Source organism: Duganella sp. GW821-FHT01E12 (assembly GCF_059422325.1).
The window spans coordinates 253,040-272,808 of the sequence record NZ_JBWKWR010000006.1; the positions used below are offsets into that span (position 1 = coordinate 253,040).

The following is a 19,769-nucleotide window of genomic DNA, read 5'->3' on the forward strand; positions in this document are numbered from 1 at the left end:
GCTCAGCCGCGATTGTTCTGCAGCGCCCACGCGACGATGTTGGACGCGTCCATCGCGCCCGGCTGGCGCGCCACCTCGCGCCCGCCCTTGAACAGCGCCAGCGTGGGAATGCTGCGGATGGCGTAGCGCGCCGCCAGCTCCTGGGCTTCCTCGGTGTTGAGCTTGACCACACGGAACTGCGGCTCCAGCCGCTGCGTGGCCTGGGCGTAGAACGGCGCCATGGTCCGGCACGGCCCGCACCACGGCGCCCAGAAATCCACCAGCACCGGTATGTCGCTGCGCTCGACGTGCTTGAGGAAGCGGGCGGCCGACAAGTCCGGCGGCTGGCCGGTGAACAGCGCTTTCTGGCACTTGCCGCACACCGGCTGCTGCGCCAGCCTGGCGGCGGGCACGCGGTTGACGGCGTCGCAATGCGGGCAAACGATGTGCAGCGATTCAGGCTGCGCGGCGGCGGTATTGGTCATCTTTATCTCCAGACAGCATCAAGCTGTCCATGATAAAGCATGGACCAAAAAAATGCCGCGCCCCGCGATGCGGGATCGCGGAGCGCGGCCAGGATCAGGGCTGCCCGCCCCCGTCGTCGGCGTCAGGTTTCCTTGCGGGCGCCGGTCTGTTTGCCGGCTTGAGCAGCTTGAGCGGCAGCCTGGGCCTGTGGGGTTTGCCCGCCCTGCATGCTGCCTTCGCGGCCCTCGCGGCCTTCGGTGCCGTTGTGGCCGGCGCTTTGCATCATCGAGCTGCCGCGCATTTCATTGCCGCGGCCTTGACGCATGCCGTCGGTATGGGCGACGAAAGGATCGGAGAAGCGCTCCACCGCGTCCTGGTGGCTGCGCAGCGTTTTTTCCGTTTCTTCCGACGTCACGCGCGCCACTTCGTCCGCCAGCGCCTTGGCGGTGCGGCTGGTTTCCTGCACGTGCTCTTCGGCCACCTTGGACAGGTCGACCTGGGTGTCGGCGGCGATGCGCGACAGGTGCTGCTGGTAGGCGCGCAGCTTTTCCGCGGTGGGCTGGGCGTGGGCGGCGGCGGCGGCGAGCGCCTCCGTCGGACGGTGCGCGGTGATGATCTGCTGGCCCGTCGTCGTGCCTTCTTCCAGCAGGGTTTGCGCCAATTGGATGTTCAGGTCGCTGTACTGCTGAACCGTGCGGAACAGCGATTTCGACATGTCGTTAAAGAACGCCAGTTGGGCTTCCATATGGCTTTTGGCTGCTGGGGTGACAGATTGGGAAAATGGATACATAGATGCCTCGAAAAGAAAGTAAAAGATGGCCTGGGGGTGTCGAACCGGTTTCGACGCCGCTTTTGCAGCGCGAATGTCAAGGCTACGTTAGACCGTCCCGCGTCGTCTGATCTAGATCAAACGTGCGGTGCGGCCGCCCCGGGCCATCCCGCCTTCAGTTCCGCGCGGCGCGCCAGCGCGCATGCCAGAGCCCGCCCGCCGCCAGCGCCAGGCCCAGCAACAACTGCGCGCCGGCCGTGCGCGCGGTGGCCACCCCGTTGAAGCCGACCACGTCCAGCGCCGGCACCGTGGTCGCCTGCGTCGCGATGTACAGGCCGAACAGGAACAGCGCGAGGAAGGCGCGCGCGCTGCGGCTGAGGCCGCCGAGCAGGCTGGCGGCGCCGGCCAGCGCCAGCACGCCGCTCGACAGCGCGGCCGCGCGCAACGGCGCCGCCACCGCCCAGCGCGCCAGCACCGGCGCGGTGAACAACAGCGCCAGCAGGCAGGACGCCAGCAGCTGCGCGCCGTAGCGCCGCCCGGCGCCGCCCGGCGCGGCGCCGCTCATCGCGTCGACATCGTGCTGGTGGTCGCGCACGCTGATGTCGCTGGCCAGCACGCCCCAGACGCCGATGGCGGCGACCACCACGCCGCCCAGCGCCGCCGCCGGCAGCAGGCTGCCGACCGTCAGCAGCACCAGCGCGGCCGCCACCGCGGCCGGATTGGACGCCAGCGTCAGCGCCAGCACGGCCAGCGCCTGGCCGGCCACGCCGGGCACGCGCGCGGCCAGGCCGAACAGCGGACGCACCAGCCGCAGCAACGGCCGCAGCAGGCGGTTGGCCAGGGCCAGCGGCGACCAGCGGCCGCTGCCGGCGGCGCGCGGCTTGACCCGGTCCGGCGCGAAGCGGTGGAACAGCCACCACGCCGGCAGCAGCGGCAGCAGCGCGACCAGCGCGCAGCCGGCACGGGTGGCGCCCAGCTGCGCCGTCCACAGCCAGGTGGGCAGCACCAGCGGCGCCAGCGCCGGATTGAATTCGCCGCCGCCGATGGTGAAATTGGAGCTGTGCAGCACCGCCTTCACGGTCATGGTCGTCGCGCCCATGCCGGAAAAATCGAGCAGCAGCAGCGGCGACCACGCGCCGTTGCCCTCCACCGTCAGCGCGATGGGCGCGGCCAGCTGCGCGATGTAGAGGATGAAGTACAGCACGTCGCCGCGCTTGCCCATCAACGGCGCCCAGGCGTCGCACAGCAGCGCCATCGCGGCGGTGAAGAACACCAGCGGCAGCAGCAGCATCGTGAAGGTCTGCAGATAGACCAACGGCTCGATCGGCCCCTGGCCGCGCAGGCCATGCAGCACCAGCATGGTCAGCATGAAGATCAGCAGCAGCCCGCACAGATAGGCCACGCCGCCCAGCCAGCGCCCGAACAGGAACACGGCGTCGCTCACCGGCGTGGCGGCCAGCACCGCGCCGGCGCCGCTGCGCACGTCCTCGCTCATGCGCCCGCGCACCAGATAAAAACCCGCCAGCCCGAAAAACAGGCCGCCCAGTCCCGCGCTGCCCAAGGCCAGGCAGCTGCTGGTGTAGGCCACGCGGACATCGCCGGCGGTGATCATCGCCTGCCCCCGGGCCGGATCGCCCACCATCAGCCAGGTCAGCGCGATCAGCGCCAGCACGGCCACCAGGGTGCCGGTGCGGCGCATGCGCAGCCGCACCTCGGTCAGCAGCAACAGCTTCAGCGCCAGCGCGTTCATGCCGCCGCTTCCTGCACGGCGTAGCGCCGCGTCATCAGCGCCTCTTCCAGCGTCGGCTCGGCCGGCACCGCGCCGGCGCACGGCGCGCTCGCGTGGGCGATGCGCAGGCTGATGCCGTGTTCATTGCGCTGCGCCTGCAGCACCTGCACCTCGGCGCGCAGCGCCTCGTAGTGCCGCGCCTCCACCGTGACCGACCACACCTGGCTGCGCGCGTCGCGCACAAAGCTGTCCGGCGTGTCGTAGGCCATCAGCCTGCCCTTGTTCATGATGGCCAGGTGGCTGGCCATGTTCTCGATGTCCGACACGATGTGGGTCGAGACGATCACCAGCTTGCGGAAGCCGATCTCCGACAGCAGGTGGCGGAAGCGCAGCCGCTCCTCGGGATCGAGGCCGGCGGTCGGCTCGTCGACGATCAGCACATCGGGGTCGTTGAGCAGCGCCTGGGCGATGCCGAGCCGGCGCCGCATGCCGCCCGAGAAGCCGGCCGCCTGCCGCTGCGCGTGTTCGTGCAGGTTGACCATCTCCAGCAGCAGCCGCAGGCGGGCCGGATCGCGCACGCCCTTGAGCGCCGCGAAGTACTGCAGGAACTCGAGCGCCGTCAAATTCGGATACACGCCGAAGTCCTGCGGCAGGAAGCCCAGGCGCGCGCGTATCGCGTCCGGGCGCTGGACGATGTCGGCGCCGTCGAACAGGATCTGGCCGCTGGTGGGTCTGGTCAGCGTGGCGATCATCTGCATCAGCGAGGTCTTGCCCGCGCCGTTGTGGCCGATCAGGCCGACCACGCCGGCCGGCAGCTTCAAACTGACGTCGTCGACCGCACGCACGTTCTTCGCATAGGATTTGACGACATGGCGTAATTCAAGCATCTACAAGGGCTCCCTGAAATGAGCGCGGGGCCGGCCCGGCACGATGCCGGACCAGCCCCGCGAACTGGCGCCCTATTCTACTGTGTTATTTAAATAACACGGCAGCTTTTTGCACCGTCAGCCAGACGCCGACCGCCAGCGGAATGCCGACCGCCAGCCAGCCGAAGGCCACCGCCGCCGGGCTGGTCGCGCCGCTCGACGCGGCCGCGCCGCCGGTCGACGCGGCGGCGTCGCGCTCGTGCGCCAGCTGCTTCTCGGCGGCCAGTTCGGCCTCGGACATGAAGTGCTTGCCGGCCACCGGGCGCACCATCAGGTTGCACAGCAGGCCAAGCACCAGCAGGCCCGCCAGCACGTACATGGTGATGTCGTAGGCCTGCGCCTTCGGCACGCCGTGCGCGATCTGGTACTCGCGGATGTAGGTCACCAGCAGCGGGCCGAACACGCCGGCCACCGACCACGCGGTCAGCAGGCGGCCGTGGATCGCGCCCACCATCTGCGTGCCGAACAGGTCGGCCAGGTAGGCCGGCACGGTGGCGAAGCCGCCGCCGTACATCGACAGGATGACGCAGAAGAAGCCGACGAACAGCGCCAGCTGCCCGCCGTGCGCCATCGACGGCACCAGGCCGTACAGCGCGATGCCCAGCACCAGGAAGATGCCGTAGGTGGCTTTGCGGCCCAGGTAGTCCGAGCACGAGGCCCAGACGAAGCGCCCGCCGATGTTAAACAGCGACAGCAGGCCGGTGAAGCCGGCCGCGATGGCGGCGATCTGGCCCTTCTGCGCCAGCGTCAGGTCGTTGAAGGCGACGTCCACGCCCAGCAGGCGGCCGGCGAAGATCTCCTGCAGCAGCGGCGAGGCCATGCCGAGGATGCCGATGCCGGCCGTCACGTTCAGGCACAGCACCAGCCACACCAGCCAGAACTGCGGGATGCCCCACACCTTGCTGGCGTGGACGTGGCGGCTGGTGATCATGGTGTTGGCGCCGGCCTTGGCCGGCGGCGTCCAGCCGGCCGGCTTCCAGCCCGTCGGCGGCACGCGGTAAGACAGCGCGCCGGCCAGCATGAAGACGAAATAAATCGCCGCCATCACCAGGAAGGTCTGCCACACGCCGACCGAATCGGGCGTGGCGAAGAACTTCATCAGCTTGTCGGCCAGCGGCGCGCCTATCATGGCGCCGCCGCCGAAGCCCATGATGGCCATGCCGGTCGCCATGCCGCGCCGGTCGGGGAACCATTTGATCAGCGTCGACACGGGCGAGATGTAGCCCAGGCCCAGGCCGATGCCGCCGATCACGCCCGAGCCCAGCCACATCAGCCAGATCTGGTGCTGGTACACGCCCAGCGCCGAGATCACCAGGCCGCCGCACCAGCACAGCGCCGACACCACGCCGGCCTTGCGCGGGCCCGCGTGTTCCAGCCAGCCGCCGAACAGCCAGGCGGACAGGCCGAGGAACACGAAGAACATGGTGTACATCCAGCCCAGCATGGAGATCGGCCAGTCGCAGCCGGACGACAGGATGCGCGCCATCAGGTCCATGTCGGCCGGGCAGGCCAGCGCCTCCTTGATGCCGAGCGCGCGCGACAGCGGCAGCCAGAACACCGAGAAGCCGTAGGCCATGCCGATGCACAGGTGGATCGCCAGCGCCGCGGGCGGCACCAGCCAACGATTGAAACCGGACCCCGCCACCGTCCGTTCCTTTTCCAGAAAATCAAAAATTGCCATATGAATACCCCTATATTTCATGTAACTAATGTACATGTTTCCCCAAAACAACTAAGGGCGGGAGGGTAGCATAAAGTAAGGGAGTTGTCTTAGGGATAGCGTTTCAAATCGTCCAGGGTGAGCCACAGCTCCCTGCGCGCCAGCGGGGTCTGCGGCGTCAACAGCGGGTTGGGCAGCTCGATCACCCGGCGCTGGTCGAACCTGGCCTTGCGCAGCAGCGGGCCGTAGTGCAGGGCAAACAATTGCGCGAAGCTGCCGTCGGCCAGCGCCGCCTCCAGGCCGGAGCGCACCGCCTCGGCCAGGGCCGGATTGTTGCGGTTGACGAAGAAATAGTCGGCCGTCACGTAGTGCAGCACGATGTGCGTGTCGACCGCCAGCTCGGGATGGCGCGCCGCCTCGGCCCAGATCTCGTTGGCCGAACGCGGCGCCCAGTCGATGCGCCCGGCGTTGAGCATGCCGAACAGGCCGCTGTAGACGGCCACCGGATGCACGTTCAGCCCGCTGTGTCGCAGGATGCGCAGGTCCGGCCAGTCGTGCCCCTGCGCGGTGGCGAACGGCTTCAGGTCGGCCACCGTGCGCACGTCGCGCAGCAGCTCCTTGCGGTCGGCGCGCAGCAGGCCGAGGCGCCAGCCGATCATGCCGCGCGTCATCGGTATGCGCACCGGCAGCAGCGCCGCCTCGCGCTCGGCCGAGGTCATGGTGCCGACGATGTCGATGCGGCCCGAGCCGGACTGCAGCTCCACCAGCGCCCGGTTCTGCTGCATGCGGGTCGGCGACAGTTCCACCCGGTACTGTCCGCCCGCCTTGGCCAGCGCCAGCTGCAGCAGCGCAAGGCCGTACTCGCCGCGCTCGTCGTCGATGCTCTCGGCCCGGGGATAGTGCACCACGATGGGGTCGGCCGCGGCCCCCGCCGCCAGCAGCATCAGGCAGGCGCACAACAGGCGGCGTAGCTTGGCCATGTCTCCATTTCCGCAAAAATATCTTGCGGACAATACTCGCCCAGTTGCCCGGCGACGTCAAGCCTGCTGAATTTTTAATCAAACGCGTGCAAACCGCCGCGCCCCGGTGTACACTTGGCTTAATTGCCGAAGGGAAATATCAATCATGGCCATCGCCGCACTCAGTTCAGGAGTCACCGGACTCAACGCCGCAGAACGCGCCTTGGGCAACAGCGCGCACGCGGTCGCCAACCTCAACACCCAGGGTTTCCAGCCGGCGCAGGCCGTGTTCAAGGAAAACGCCCCGGCCGGCAGCGGCGTGTCGATCTCCTTCCAGGCGCAGCAACTGCAGGCGGCCGACGCACCCAGCGCCACCAACCTCGCCGCCGAGACCACCAACTCCCTGCTCTACAAGGCCCAGTTCGACCTGTCGGCCAAGGTGATCCAGGTCGCCGACCAGAATATCGGCACGCTAATCAATACCAAAGCTTGACAGGGTCTGGCCGAATCGGCACATTGAAGTCTGCCGAAGAGGGAGACCCATGATAAGAGACCAGGAAACGCTGAACATCCTGCTGGACAGCATCCGCCGCTTCGTGCGCGAACAACTGGTGCCGCACGAGCAGCAAGTGGCCGAGACCGACGAGATCCCCCCGGCGCTGGTGGCGCGGATGCGCGAACTGGGCCTGTTCGGCCTGTCCATCCCCGAACAATATGGCGGCCTGGGTCTGACGATGGAGGAGGAAGTGCTGGCCGCGTTTGAAATCGCCCGCACCTCGCCCGCCTTCCGTTCGCTGTTCGGCACCAACAACGGCATCGGCTCGCAGGGCATCCTGATCGACGGCACCGAGGAGCAGAAGAACGCCTGGCTGCCGCGCATGGCCTCCGGCGAGATCGTCGGCGCCTTCGCGCTGACCGAGCCGGGACACGGCTCCGACGCCGGCTCGCTCGCCACCGCCGCCGTGCGCGACGGCGACCACTACATCATCAACGGCACCAAGCGCTACATCACCAACGCGCCGGAAGCCGGCGTGTTCACCGTGATGGCGCGCACCGACGCCGCGCGCAAGGGGCCCAGCGGCGTGTCGGCCTTCATCGTCGAACGCGGCACGCCCGGCATCTCGCTCGGCAAGAAGGACCGCAAGATGGGCCAGCAAGGCGCCCACACCTGCGACGTGATCTTCGAGAACTGCCGCGTGCCGGCCGCCAGCATCATCGGCGGCAAGGAGGGCCAGGGCTTCAAGACCGCGATGAAGGTGCTGGACAAGGGCCGCCTGCACATCTCGGCCATCTGCGTCGGCGTGGCCGAGCGCATGCTGGAGGACGCGCTGCGCTACGCGATGGAGCGCCAGCAGTTCGGCCAGCCCATCGCCGAGTTCCAGCTGATCCAGGCCATGCTGGCCGACAGCAAGGCCGAGGTCTACGCCGCCCGCAGCATGGTGCTGGACGCCGCCCGCCGCCGCGACCAGCACGAGGACATCTCCACCGAGGCCTCCTGCTGCAAGCTGTTCGCCTCCGAGATGTGCGGCCGCGTGGCCGACCGCGCGGTGCAGATCCACGGCGGCGCCGGCTACATGTCGGACTACGCGGCCGAACGCTTCTACCGCGACGTGCGCCTGTTCCGCATCTACGAGGGCACGTCGCAGATCCAGCAGCTGGTCATCGCCCGCAACATGATCAAGGCGGCCGGGGCCTGATGGAGGCCCTCGACACCGACCGCGTTCTGGCCACGCTGCCCGCGCGCCTGGGCGGCATCCCGCGCCGCTGGGCCGAATGCGCGCCGCAGGCGCAGGCGCTGCACGACGGCGCGCGCCACTGGTCCTACGCCGAGCTGGCGGCGGCCATCGACGAAACCGCGGCCCTGCTGCGCGCGCTGCAGCTGCGGCCCGGCGACCGCCTGATGGTGGTCGGCGAGAACTGCGCCGCGCAGGTGGCGCTGATCTTCGCCGCCGCCGACATCGATGCGTGGATCGTCAACGTCAACGGCCGGCTGTCGGCGCGCGAGGTGGACCAGATCCTGGAGCACAGCGGCGCGCGGCGCGTGATCTATCTGGCGGCGCCGGGCGACGGCACGGCATCTGCGCCGGGCGACGGCTCCGCATCGGCGCCCCTCACCGCCTCGCCAGAATCGGCCGCGCACGGCCAGCGGCATGCGGCCGTGCCCACGCCCTCGCCGTTCGGCACCTGGATGGTCGGCGCGCTCAATGCCGGCTGCGCGCCGGAACCGGTACACGCCGACCCGGCGCAACAGGTGGCGGCGCTGATCTACACCACCGGCACCACCGGCCAACCCAAGGGCGTGATGCTCACGCACCGCAACCTGCTGTTCATCGCCGCCGTCTCCAGCACCCTGCGCGGCCTCACGCCCAGCGACCGCGCCTACGGCGTGCTGCCCATCACCCACGTCTACGGCCTGGCCTCGGTCATGCTGGGCACCCTGTACGCGGGCGCCTGCCTGTACCTGTGCCCGCGCTTCGCGCCGGACGCTGTGTTGAAGGCGATCCGCGACGACGGCCTGACCATCCTGCAAGGCGTGCCCGCCATGTACGCGCGCCTGCTGGAGCGCCTGGGCAGCGCCGGCGAACCGCTGGCGTCGAAGCTGCGCTTCATCTACGCCGGCGGCTCGCCGCTGGCGCCCAGCCTGAAGGCGCAGGTGCAGCAGCTGTTTGGCCTGCCGCTGCACAACGGTTACGGCCTGACCGAGACCTCGCCCACCGTCAGCCAGACGCGCCTCGACCGCCCGCGCGGCGACGCCTCGGTCGGCCACGTCATCCCCGGCGTCGAAGTACGGCTGGTGGACGCCGGCGGCGACGACGTGGCGCCCGGCGAGGACGGCGAACTGTGGGTGCGCGGCCCCAACATCATGGCCGGCTACTACCGCGAGCCCGAACTGACGGCGGCGGCGATGCGCGACGGCGGCTGGCTCAATACCGGCGACGTCGCGCGCCAGGACGCCGACGGCGCGCTGTTCATCGTCGGCCGCACCAAGGAGCTGATCATCCGTTCCGGCTTCAACGTCTATCCGCTGGAGGTGGAGACGGTGCTCAACGCCCATCCGGCGGTGACGCAATCGGCGGTGGTCGGCCGCAACGCCGACGACGGCAACGAGGAAGTGGTGGCCTTCGTCGAGATCGACCCGCGCCACCGCGTCACGCCCGAGGAACTGCAGCAGTACCTGGCGGGCCTGCTGTCGCCGTACAAATGCCCGTCCGAGATCATCGAAATGCAAGCCCTGCCCGCAGCGGCGACCGGAAAGATATTGAAAGGACAGCTGCGGCAACTGGCACAAAAATAACCACAAGGGGAGACTGGAATGAAAAACATCACAATCGCGGCGCTGACCGCGATGGCACTGGCGGGCGGCGCGCGCGCCGAGGAATTCACGGTCGGCGCCGAGCTGCCGCTCACCGGCACGCTGGCCCGCGTGGGCTCCGGCATGCAGGAGGGCGTGCTGGTGGCCGCCGAGGTATTCAACAAGACCAACGGCAAGCACAGGATCAAGATCGTCACCATCGACGACGAATCGGCGCCGGCCAAGGCGGTGGCCGCTGTGGAGAAGCTGGCCAGCCAGGGCGCGGTGGCGATCACCGGCGGCTACGGCTCCAACAACATCTCGCCCGCCTCGGACGCGGCCAACAAACTGGGACTGGTCTACATCACCTCCGGCGGCGTCGACGATAGCCTGGTCAACAGCGGCCGCAAGAACTTCTTCCGCATCAATAACACCGCCGGCTACGAGAAGGCCGTGCAGGGACTGCTGGCCGACATGGGCGCGAAGTCGGTGTCCATCGTGTTCTCGACCAAGGAGGCCACGTCCGACCTGGCCGCCTCGGTGCAGAAGGCGCTGACGGCCAAGGGCATCAAGGCCACCACGCACTCCTTCGATCCGGCCATCACCGACTTCAAGCCTATCGTCAACAAGATCAAGCTGCAGGACAAATCGGAAGTGATACTGATGGTCGGCTACGAGAACGACTACGTCGGCATCCTGCGCGCGGCGCGGGTCTTGAAACCGCCGGTCAAGGCCATGGTGGGCGTGTGGTCGCTGGCCACGCCCAAGATGGCCGCCGAGTTTCCGGACCTGATGCCCAATGTGTACGGCACCGCGCTGCTGCCCTTCCCCGCGGTCTTCGACAGCGCCGACGGCAAGGCCTTCGCCGACACCTACAAGGCGCTGTACAAGAAGGAGCCGGACTACCTCGGCCAGTTCGGCTACGTGCAGTCGATGCTGCTGTTCGAAGCCATCGCCCGCGCCGCCGACAAGGGCACGGTGAAGAAAGGCGGCGTGGCCGAGGAGCTGCGCAAGACCGACCGCGAGACGCTGATCGGCCGCGTGCAGTTCGGCGCCAACGGCGACAATCCCAACTTCGTGCACCGCATGGGCCAGCACCAGGGCAAGAACATCGTCATCGTCTGGCCCAAGGAGACGGCCACCGGCAAGATGGTGTATCCGGGCCTGCCCTGGTAAGCCGCCGTGACGGAACTGATACTCCAGGCGCTGTATTCCGGCCTGCTGCAGGGCGGCTCCTACGCGCTGATCGCGCTGGGACTGGCGCTGGTGTTCGGCACCATGCGGGTGATTAACCTGGCCCACGGCGAACTGGTTCTGCTGGCGGCCTACATCGCCTACTCGGTCGAATCGGGGCTGGGCCTCAATCCCGTGTGGGCGATACCGGTCGCGCTGGCGGTGGTCAGCGCGACGTCGGCCGGCGTGTACTGGATCGTCAGCCGCATCCGCAAGGACCGCGAGATCAACTCGCTGATCCTCACGTTCGGCATCGGCGTGATCCTGACCAACCTGATCCTGCTGGTGTGGAAGGCCGACGTGCGCTCCACCAGCTCCAGCTGGCTGCAGGAGGCCTTCGTGGTCGGCCCGCTGTACAGCATGCGCAGCGAGTTGATCTTCTTCGTCGTCAGCCTGCTGCTGATGGGCGGCTTGTGGTGGTGGCTCTCGCGCAGCTGGTACGGGCGCGCGCTGCGGGCCGTCTCCAGCAACCGCGACGCCGCCAAGTTGATGGGCATATCGCCCGGCCGCACGGAGCTGGTGTCGTTCATCGTGGCCGGCATGCTGGCCGGCTTCGCGGGCGTGGCGCTGTACAGCTACGGCGTGATCCAGCCGGCGTATGGCGGCGCGCTGACGGTCAAGGCCTTCATCATCACCGTGCTGGCCGGCATAGGCTCGATTCCCGGCGTGCTGCTGGGCGCCGTGCTGCTCGGCGTGGCCGAGGCGCTGACCGTCACGCTGGCCAGTTCGGCGCTGCAGGAGCTGGCCGGCATGACCTTGTTCCTGCTGGTGCTGTTCGTGCTGCCCAATGGTCTGATGGGCGCGGCCCGGAGGCGCGGTTGAACCGCCCCGCCGCCGGCGCGGGCATGGTCCGCCTGTGGTGGATCGCCGCCGTGGCCGCGGCCTACGTCGCCGTGCCCGCGCTGCTGGGCGCCGACAACTACGTCATGAGCCTGATCGTCGCCGCCATGGTGATCGGCTGCGTCGCCCTGTCGTGGGCGCTGCTAGGGAATATGGGCGGCATGGTCAGCTTCGGCCACAGCGCCTTCTTCGGCGTGGGCGCGTATGTATCGGCCATCGCTACCGCCAAACTGGGCGTGCCGGTGCTGGCGGGTATCGCATTGGGCGGCGTCGGCGCGCTGCTGGCCTCCGTCGTGATGCTGCCGGTGCTGCGTCTGCGCGGCCCCTACTTCGCGCTGGCCATCCTGGCCTACGCCCACATCTTCCGCATCCTCGCCACCGAATGGAGCTCGGTCACCGGCGGCTCCGGCGGCATCGCCAACATCCCCGGCCTGCCGACGATGCTCGGCTACGACATGAGCGGCAAGACCGGCGCCTACCTGACGATACTGACCATCGTGCTGCTGTTCGCGCTGGCCTACCGCGCCATCCGCGCCAGCCACTACGGCATCGCCCTGCGCGCCATGCACGACAGCGAGGACGCCACCCGCGTGGTCGGCGTCAACAGCACGCTGCTCAAAGGGCTGATGCTGATGGTGTCCGCCTTCATGGCCGGCGTGGCAGGCGCCTTCAACGCCCACTACATCAACTTCCTCGAACCCGACTACGCCTTCAACAGCGTGTGGGTGACGGTGCCCATCGTCGCCGCCATCTTCGGCGGCTACCGCACCATCGCCGGGCCGGTGGTCGGCGCGCTGGTGGTGTACCTGCTGGACCAACTGGTGTTCAAAACGCTGATCCCCACCGGACATCAGCTGGTGCTGGGCGCACTGCTGGTGGCGATGATCATCTTCAGCCCCACCGGCCTGCTCGCCCTGCTGCGGAGGAAAGACCATGCTTGAGCTGAACAATCTCTCGGTGCGCTTCGGAGGCCTGACAGCGGTCAACGCCGTCACGCTGACGGTCGGCACGCACGACGTGGTCGGCCTGGTCGGCCCCAACGGCGCCGGCAAGACCACGCTGTTCAACGCCATCTCCGGCCTGGTGCGGCCGACCGGCGGCACCATACGTTTCGACCGCCAGGACGTGCTGCGCACGCCCATCTACCGGCGCGCGCGGCTGGGCATAGGCCGCACCTTCCAGATACCGCAGCCCATGCACGAACTGACGGTGCGCGAGAACCTGATCGTCGCCCAGCGCTTCGGCGCCGGCCGCGTGGACGAGGACAAGATCGCCGAGATCCTGGACTTCACCAGCCTGGCCGACAAGGCGAACCGCGACGCCGCCACCGAACTGGCGCTGACCGAACTCAAAGCACTGGAGGTGGCGAAGGCGCTGGCCACCACGCCCAAGCTGCTGTTGCTGGACGAGGTGCTGGCCGGGCTGGAGACCAACGGCAAGCGGCGCTTCATGGGCATGCTCAAGGAGATGCATGCGCGCTTCGGCGTCGGCATCATCATCATCGAACACGATATCGAGACCATCCACGCGCTGTGCCAGCGGGTGGTGGTGCTCAACTTCGGCCAGCTGATCGCGGACGGCACGCCGGAAGCGGTGTTCAACGATCCCGAGGTAATCCGCAGCTACACGGGAGCGGCCCATGCTTGAACTGGACCAGCTACGCGCGGGCTACGGCGCCATCAACGTGCTGTGGGACGTGTCGATGCAGGTGGCGGCCGGCAAGCTCACCACCATCATCGGCCCCAATGGCGCCGGCAAGACCACGCTGCTGCGGGCGATCATGGGACTGGTGCCGGTGGGCGGCGGCGAGATCCGGCTGGACGGCGCGCGCCTGAACGGCACACCGACCTGGCACATGGCCGACCGCAGCGTCGCCATGATCCCCGAGGGCCGCATGGTCTTTCGCGACATGGGAGTGGAGGAAAACCTGATCATGGGCGCCTTCCACAAACCGCACCGCGCGCATGTGAGGCAAAGGCTGGAGCAAGCCTATGAGATGTTCCCGCGCCTGCGCGAACGGCGCTCACAGATGGCGGGCTCGCTGTCCGGCGGCGAGGCGCAGATGCTGGCGATGGCGCGCGGGCTGATGTCCGACCCCAAGCTGCTGCTGATCGACGAGCCCTCGCTGGGCCTGGCGCCGCTGGTGGTCAACGAATTGTTCGGGATATTGGAACGGCTCAAGGCCGGCGGCCGCACCATCGTGCTGGTCGAGCAGAACACCGAGCGCGCGGTGGCCGTGGCGGACCACGTCTACCTGATGCAAAGCGGGCGCGTGGCCCTGTCCCAGCCGGCATCCGAAGTCCAGCTCCAGCAACTCCACGACCTGTACTTCGCGCGCTGAAATGGCCCGGAGGATATGCACACGGGGTGCTCCTCCACGGCCCTTCTAGCAAAGCTTCGATTTTCCGTTCGATTTTCTTCGATTTTTTCAAGCTTTGAACTATTCCTCGACTTCCCGGTCTAAATATGGGAAAGCCGAAGAAAATAGGGGAGAAAATCGAATGAATACCACAATGAGCGTGAAACTGCCCACCGATACCCTGCTCAAGCTGATCGAGAAACTGCGCCGCCGTGGAGGTTCGCAAGACCTGTCGGAGGCCATGGCCCAGGCCATCGAATGCTGGCTGTCGGACCCGGCCAAGTTCGAGCCGGGCGCGGACCTGTCGGGCATGCACGGCTACCAATGGAAATCCCTGTTCCTTCCCGAAGGCACTGTGTTGAAATCATGGAGCTACGGCGAAAACAACTACGCGCGCGTCGAAGGCGACCAGATCATCCACAACGGCCACGCCGTTTCGCCGAACCAGTTCGCGCAATCGTTCGCGCGCTCGACGCGCAATGCATGGCAGGATCTATACGTTCGCCGCCCGGGCGACAAAACCTTCAAATCGGCGCGCCGGCTGCGCGACGACCTGATCGCCGCGAAGGCGCCTGCGGCAATACCTGGCGCTGCGCCGATCACGCCAGTCTTTGCCGCTGCTCCTCCATTGTCATCCGCGTCAACGCCAGCATCACCCGTGCCGCAGGCGTCGCCCCCATCCAGCGCGCCCTCGCGCGACACCGACCGCGAGCCCGGCTGGGATTTACCTGAGCGCAGAAAATTCCGCTACCGGCTGGAAGACGTCGCTTATTAGATAGATACAGCCCTGGCTACGACCAAGCCCTCGCACCGGCCCTGGCAATATCGATGCCGAGTGCCGCCTTGCGCAACCGGCGATTGCGCCGCAGATGATCGAAGGCCGCCCGCGTGTCGTACATCAGCTGATAGTGATAGTAGTTGATCTGCTCCAGCACCGCCCCCAGCAGCAAACCCACGAACCATTGCCTATCCGCGCCTGACAGCGCCTCATGCTTCAACAAAAACAGCAGCACCGGCATGCCGCCAATGGCCACAAGATTCGACCACTTAAATCCCTGGAAGACCCGATAAAACCAGACGGGAAGCGCCGCCTCCCCCGTAACCGAGCGCAGCTTGAGATGCCAATACAGCGTGCCCTGCACCAGAATATAAACCAACAAGCTCAGCGCCGCGATGCGCATGCCCCACGCGATCTCGCCCCCCTCGCCCCGCCATTTCCAGCAGATCACCGCGGGCAGAACGACCGCAGCCAAAGCCTCGCGGCTGCGAAGGTAGCGGAGGCGAGTCGTCAACATATGCATGAGTACCATTCAAGGCCAAAAGCCCGAATAATACAGAATTCCGTGCGCGCGGTGCGTGTGGCGGACACGGGAAGCATGCCGCAAACCTAGGCCAAACGATCGCTGTGGCCGGATGCCAACAGCTGCCGGCCCCTTGCGCCCCCGGCCGGGCCGCCCCGAGTTAGAATGGGGCAAGACTTTCCTTTCGCAACCATGCGTATGATTTTCGTCCCGCACCGATGGCTGCCCCTGCTCCAAACGCCAGGTCGCGCCTTGCGGCGCCGTGCCCGTGCGTACGCAATGCTGGCGGCATGCTGGAGCGCCATCCCGCTGCAGGCGGCGCCAGCGGCGCCGGCCGAACCGGTCGTCGTCGGCGTGTTCACGGTGGCCCCGTTTATCCTGCCCGGCCCGGACGGGCCGCAAGGCGTACTGGTCGACTTCTTCGACCGCGAGATCGCCCCTCGCATGGGCGTGCGCTTCCAGTGGCAGCGCCCTGTCACGGTGGCGCGCCTGGAAACCAGCCTGGCGAGCGGCGCGGTGCTGTTCACCCCCATCCTCGCCCGTACCCCGCAGCGCGACAGCGCCGGCATACGCTTCGACGACACCGCCTACATCAAGTTCGAGCCCTGCATCGCCGTGCTGCCCGGACACCGCCTCGACAACCTGCGCAGCGCATCCGACCTGGCCGGCATGACCATAGGCTGGGTGCGGGCGGGCGTGCTGCCGCCCTTTATGCACAATTCGTCGATCCGGCTGGACCTGGTCGGCGGCGTCGACTGGGAAAAAGTCAACCTGGGCAAACTCCAGCTGGGGCGCATCGACGGCGCCTATTTTTCCAACTGCGCCAGCGCCAGCTACTACGCCGCGCACAACAACATGAGGCTCAAGCTGCTGGCGGTGCCGGTGCCCGGCGTAACGCTGTACGGCGCCTTTTCGCCACTGGCGTCCCCTGAACTGGTGCAGCGCTACCGGCGCGCCGCACAGCAAGCCTTTGCCGGCGGTCGCTTCGACAACTATCTGAATCAGGCGCTGAGCGAAACGCAACCCTGACCGATACGGGAGGCATCATGCAAGCGGGCATGATGGGAATACTGGCCACCTGCTGCCTGGCGGCGAGCGCGCACGCGCAAACGTCGCTGCAGATGTACGGCATCGCGGACCTGGGCGTGGAATGGATCAGCCATGTCCCGCCGGCTCAAACCAGCCAACTGCGCGTCAGCCCCAACGGCGAAACAGGATCGCGTCTGGGCCTGCGGGGCAGCACGCAGCTGGGCGACGGCTGGCGCGCCGTGTTCCAGCTCGAAAGCGGCCTGACGCTGGACGATGGCAACTCGGCGCAACCGGGCCGGCTGTTCGGCCGTACCGACTATGTCGGTATCGAGCACGACGACGCCGGCCAGTTTTCGTTCGGCCGCCACCAGAACATAGCGACCGATTTCGGCATCGCCTTCGATCCGCTCGGACGGGCATCCCGCTATTCCGACAATTCGCTGGATCTGGGCTACGTCAGCCGCACCGACCACGCCGTCAAATACATAGGACGCTTTGGTTCCGCCTATACATCGCTGATGTACTCGCCGGGCGATGCCCTCGGCGCGGTGCGCACTGGCCGCTATGGCGGTGCGCTGGCCGGCTACCAATGGGACCAGATAAAACTGGGACTGGGCATGGAATCGGTGGCCGGAACGGCGGCGGCGACCAGCGGCGACCGCGCCCGCCGCACCATGCTGGGCGCCGGCTATGCGCTCAATGCGACCACCAAGCTGGGAGCCGGCTACACATGGCGCAGCAACCGGATCGCCGGCGTGGCCAGCAGCATTGGACAGTCATGGATCGGCTTTCAGAGCACACCGGCGCCGGCATGGTATCTGGCAGGCACACTGTACATGGCCAAACTGCCGAACGGCGGCGGCGACTCGCGCAACCTGACGTTGATGCTGTCGTACTGGCTGTCGCGCCGCACCGACCTATATCTGACCACGGCCCACGCGTGGAACAGGGGCCACGGCGACATGGGCGTCACCGCCTTCGGCACGGTGGCGCCCGGCACGCTCCAGAACGCCGTGATGACGGGCATTTGCCACCAATTTTAATCTGGGATGCCTTCCCGCCTGCGCGGGAATATCGAATTAGCGGTAAGTCGAAGTAGCCCTGATGCGGTCGGAGAAGTCCACTTCTTTCCCGGCCGCCCGCGCCTTGCCTGTGATATGGGCTTGCTGCCGCAGCGCCTCGAAGCCGCCCTGCCCGGCCAGCGCGCCGATATCGTACAGATAGCGGTCCAGATAGCCGGACGCCAGCAAGCGCCAGTCCAGCGGCAGGCCTGGTTCGAAACGGCGCGCCATTTCGAAGACGATGGTGGTGCAGTTGGCGGTCAGCGTGTTGTAGAAGCGCGGCTCACGTTTGAGCAAAGCCCCCTCGTCCAGATACGACAGGAACAGCGAGCGCATGGCCTCCGGCGGCATCCTCAGCCGGTACAGATACATGTCCTCGTCGCGCACATTGGTGCGCACGCGCAGGATGTCGCGCTCGTCGGCGGCGATCAGCACCGTCTCGAAGCGCTTGAAGAAGCCGGCGACGGCGTCAAAGCTCTCGCCACGCTCCTTGCGGATCTCGATGGAGAACGTCAGATAGCGGCCGTCGGCAAAGCCGAACGACACCAGCGTGTGCGCGATGGCCGGCCCCATCCAGTACGACAGCGCCACATCGACCGACCGCAACTGCCCCAGGTCATACGAACGCTGCTCCCAGCGCTGCGTGTAATCCGCATCGCTGCGCCACTCGAAATTGCGCACCTGGTCCAGCGTAACCACACTGCCCCGCACGCGCCCCGTGACCATGCGCGCCACGTCGTCCGCCCACACGCGGTCGTGGCTGGGCTTGATGGTGCTCCACCACCCCATCATCAGCGCCACCGCGATCAGCCAGGGCAGCAGCACGCGCCCCTTGCGCCGGCGCCACCACCACACCAGCGACGCCACACTGGCCACGCCCCAAGCCAGCGCCAGCCAAGGCGCGGCCTGGAACCACAACGCGCCGCCGCCCCACAGCGACAGGCACAGCATCAACAAAGAAGCGAACAGCTTGCCGGCAAGGATCAGGTATTTTTTTGTCATGCCCGATTATAGGGGCATCAATCCTCTTTATCGTCGACGCCGCTCCCGCAGCCGATCTGGACGCATATTACTTTTAATGCAATACTTACGACCACGCCGATTATTCCGATAAGTTCCAACATGGCGGTTTCCGTAAATGAAGAGAGACGCTTCACTTTAACGGCGCCGCGCGCATCTATCCAATATCAAATACGGCGGCCAACTATCTCGAAACGGCATAACGGTGATTTCACTTAAACAGTTTAAATATTTTGTAGAGATCGTGGAGGCCGGCAGCTACTCGCGCGCGGCCGAGAAATTGTACGTCGCGCAGTCGGCGCTGAGCCGGCAGATCAAGGAGCTGGAGGACGAGCTGCAAACCCAGCTGCTCACGCGCGACTCGCGCCACATCGAGTTGACGCCGGCCGGCCAGCTGTTCTTCGAACGCAGCAAGCGCATCCTCGACGACATCGACCGCACGGTGGTGCAGGCGCGCCAGGTGGGTCAAGGCGCGCAGGGCCTGATCCGCCTGCAGCATTCCAGCTCGGTGATCCTGACGCCGGCGCTGACCGGCGCGCTCAGCCGCCTGCTGCAACAGTTCCCCGGCGTGACGCTGGACATCTCGATGGCGCCGTCCGAAGACCAGACGATGGACATCGAGGAAGGCCGCGCCGACATCGGCCTGATCCGCATGCCCACCCTGCGCAAGTATCCGCACATCCAGGCCCGCGAGCTCACCACCGAGCGACTGGTGGTGGCCGTGTCGCGCGATTCGCCGCTGGCCGCGCTGGACAACATCGAACTGGCCAGCCTGAGCCAGGAACCCTTCATCTCCATCCCGCACAAGGACCGTGGCGGCCTGAGCTACTTGGTCGCCAACCTGTGCCTGGACCAGGGCTTCTTCCCCAAGCCGGCGCGGGTACTGTCGCGCAAGTCCTCGCAGCTGAGCCTGATCGAAGCCAACCTCGGCATCGCCATCGTGCCCGAGTGCATGCAGCTGATGGCGCCGGCCGGCGTGCGCTTCGTCCAGCTCTCGCGCGGCAGCCTGCTCACCAAGGTCGGACTGGCCAGCCGCCGCGAGGCCGAGCCGCTGGTGGCGGCCTTCGCCGACGCGCTGGTGCGCGAGCTCCACCCCGCGTCCTAGCGGGCGACTGATGGCGCCGGCATATGGCACACTGGAACCCTG

The 19,769-nt window shown here is 67.1% G+C and carries 20 protein-coding genes; 12 read left to right on the plus strand and 8 right to left on the minus strand.

Going from position 1 to position 19,769, the window contains the following annotated elements; all coding sequences use genetic code 11:
* Window positions 1-2: 2 nt before the first annotated feature.
* The 6 genes from trxC to AC07WS_RS18815 form a co-directional block, all read right to left on the minus strand.
* Entirely contained in the window at window positions 3-464 is a 462-nt protein-coding gene (gene trxC / locus AC07WS_RS18790; protein ID WP_494730540.1) for a thioredoxin TrxC, read from the minus strand.
* 122 nt (window positions 465-586) lie between these two features.
* Window positions 587-1,189, minus strand: a complete 603-nt coding sequence (locus tag AC07WS_RS18795; protein WP_494730541.1) for a phasin family protein — start codon at window positions 1,187-1,189, stop codon at window positions 587-589.
* A gap of 199 nt (window positions 1,190-1,388) precedes the next feature.
* On the minus strand, window positions 1,389-2,963 hold the full coding sequence (locus AC07WS_RS18800; protein WP_494730542.1) for an ABC transporter permease: 1,575 nt from the start codon (window positions 2,961-2,963) through the stop codon (window positions 1,389-1,391).
* On the minus strand, window positions 2,960-3,829 hold the full coding sequence (locus AC07WS_RS18805; protein ID WP_494730543.1) for an ABC transporter ATP-binding protein: 870 nt from the start codon (window positions 3,827-3,829) through the stop codon (window positions 2,960-2,962). Before AC07WS_RS18805 ends, AC07WS_RS18800 begins: the two co-directional genes overlap by 4 nt.
* A gap of 85 nt (window positions 3,830-3,914) precedes the next feature.
* Complete coding sequence (locus tag AC07WS_RS18810; RefSeq protein WP_494730544.1) at window positions 3,915-5,549, minus strand: OFA family MFS transporter; 1,635 nt, start codon at window positions 5,547-5,549, stop codon at window positions 3,915-3,917.
* Between the two features lie 89 nt (window positions 5,550-5,638).
* Window positions 5,639-6,508, minus strand: a complete 870-nt coding sequence (locus AC07WS_RS18815) for a hypothetical protein (RefSeq protein ID WP_494730545.1) — start codon at window positions 6,506-6,508, stop codon at window positions 5,639-5,641.
* Between the two features lie 145 nt (window positions 6,509-6,653).
* Here AC07WS_RS18815 and AC07WS_RS18820 point away from each other — a divergent pair, with 145 nt between their 5' ends.
* The 9 genes from AC07WS_RS18820 (at window position 6,654) to AC07WS_RS18860 (ending at window position 14,986) form a co-directional block, all read left to right on the plus strand.
* Window positions 6,654-6,980, plus strand: a complete 327-nt coding sequence (locus AC07WS_RS18820; protein ID WP_494730546.1) for a flagellar basal body rod C-terminal domain-containing protein — start codon at window positions 6,654-6,656, stop codon at window positions 6,978-6,980.
* 49 nt (window positions 6,981-7,029) lie between these two features.
* On the plus strand, window positions 7,030-8,184 hold the full coding sequence (locus AC07WS_RS18825; RefSeq protein ID WP_494730547.1) for an acyl-CoA dehydrogenase family protein: 1,155 nt from the start codon (window positions 7,030-7,032) through the stop codon (window positions 8,182-8,184).
* The gene (locus tag AC07WS_RS18830) at window positions 8,184-9,782 is read left to right on the plus strand and encodes a class I adenylate-forming enzyme family protein (RefSeq protein WP_494730548.1); all 1,599 of its coding nucleotides are present in this window, start codon (window positions 8,184-8,186) and stop codon (window positions 9,780-9,782) included. The genes AC07WS_RS18825 and AC07WS_RS18830 overlap by 1 nt, the downstream gene beginning before the upstream one ends.
* An 18-nt stretch (window positions 9,783-9,800) precedes the next feature.
* Complete coding sequence (locus AC07WS_RS18835) at window positions 9,801-10,955, plus strand: ABC transporter substrate-binding protein (RefSeq protein WP_494730549.1); 1,155 nt, start codon at window positions 9,801-9,803, stop codon at window positions 10,953-10,955.
* Between the two features lie 6 nt (window positions 10,956-10,961).
* The gene (locus AC07WS_RS18840) at window positions 10,962-11,834 is read left to right on the plus strand and encodes a branched-chain amino acid ABC transporter permease (RefSeq protein ID WP_494730550.1); all 873 of its coding nucleotides are present in this window, start codon (window positions 10,962-10,964) and stop codon (window positions 11,832-11,834) included.
* Window positions 11,835-11,857: 23 nt separating this feature from the next.
* On the plus strand, window positions 11,858-12,793 hold the full coding sequence (locus AC07WS_RS18845; RefSeq protein WP_494730663.1) for a branched-chain amino acid ABC transporter permease: 936 nt from the start codon (window positions 11,858-11,860) through the stop codon (window positions 12,791-12,793).
* On the plus strand, window positions 12,786-13,499 hold the full coding sequence (locus AC07WS_RS18850) for an ABC transporter ATP-binding protein (protein WP_494730551.1): 714 nt from the start codon (window positions 12,786-12,788) through the stop codon (window positions 13,497-13,499). Before AC07WS_RS18845 ends, AC07WS_RS18850 begins: the two co-directional genes overlap by 8 nt.
* A complete protein-coding gene (locus AC07WS_RS18855) occupies window positions 13,492-14,193 on the plus strand; it encodes an ABC transporter ATP-binding protein (protein ID WP_494730552.1) in 702 nt (233 codons plus the stop codon). The genes AC07WS_RS18850 and AC07WS_RS18855 overlap by 8 nt, the downstream gene beginning before the upstream one ends.
* A 160-nt stretch (window positions 14,194-14,353) precedes the next feature.
* The gene (locus AC07WS_RS18860; RefSeq protein ID WP_494730553.1) at window positions 14,354-14,986 is read left to right on the plus strand and encodes a ribbon-helix-helix domain-containing protein; all 633 of its coding nucleotides are present in this window, start codon (window positions 14,354-14,356) and stop codon (window positions 14,984-14,986) included.
* Between the two features lie 16 nt (window positions 14,987-15,002).
* Here AC07WS_RS18860 and AC07WS_RS18865 read toward each other — a convergent pair whose 3' ends face one another.
* The gene (locus AC07WS_RS18865; protein WP_494730554.1) at window positions 15,003-15,512 is read right to left on the minus strand and encodes a hypothetical protein; all 510 of its coding nucleotides are present in this window, start codon (window positions 15,510-15,512) and stop codon (window positions 15,003-15,005) included.
* Window positions 15,513-15,791: 279 nt separating this feature from the next.
* Between AC07WS_RS18865 and AC07WS_RS18870 the strand changes: the two genes are divergently transcribed.
* Window positions 15,792-16,541 (plus strand): substrate-binding periplasmic protein, encoded by a 750-nt coding sequence (locus AC07WS_RS18870; RefSeq protein ID WP_494730555.1) that lies wholly within the window; start codon window positions 15,792-15,794, stop codon window positions 16,539-16,541.
* Window positions 16,542-16,570: 29 nt separating this feature from the next.
* Window positions 16,571-17,584 (plus strand): porin, encoded by a 1,014-nt coding sequence (locus AC07WS_RS18875; RefSeq protein WP_494730556.1) that lies wholly within the window; start codon window positions 16,571-16,573, stop codon window positions 17,582-17,584.
* A 36-nt stretch (window positions 17,585-17,620) separates the two neighbouring features.
* On the opposite strand, the gene AC07WS_RS18880 is transcribed toward AC07WS_RS18875, so the two are convergent.
* Window positions 17,621-18,604: an Lnb N-terminal periplasmic domain-containing protein gene (locus AC07WS_RS18880; protein WP_494730557.1), complete on the minus strand. Its 984-nt coding sequence runs from the start codon at window positions 18,602-18,604 to the stop codon at window positions 17,621-17,623.
* Window positions 18,605-18,827: 223 nt separating this feature from the next.
* Between AC07WS_RS18880 and AC07WS_RS18885 the strand changes: the two genes are divergently transcribed.
* Window positions 18,828-19,727 carry a LysR family transcriptional regulator gene (locus tag AC07WS_RS18885; RefSeq protein WP_494730558.1) on the plus strand — a complete coding sequence of 300 codons (900 nt, stop codon included), beginning with the start codon at window positions 18,828-18,830 and terminating at the stop codon, window positions 19,725-19,727.
* The last annotated feature ends 42 nt before the right edge of the window (window positions 19,728-19,769 follow it).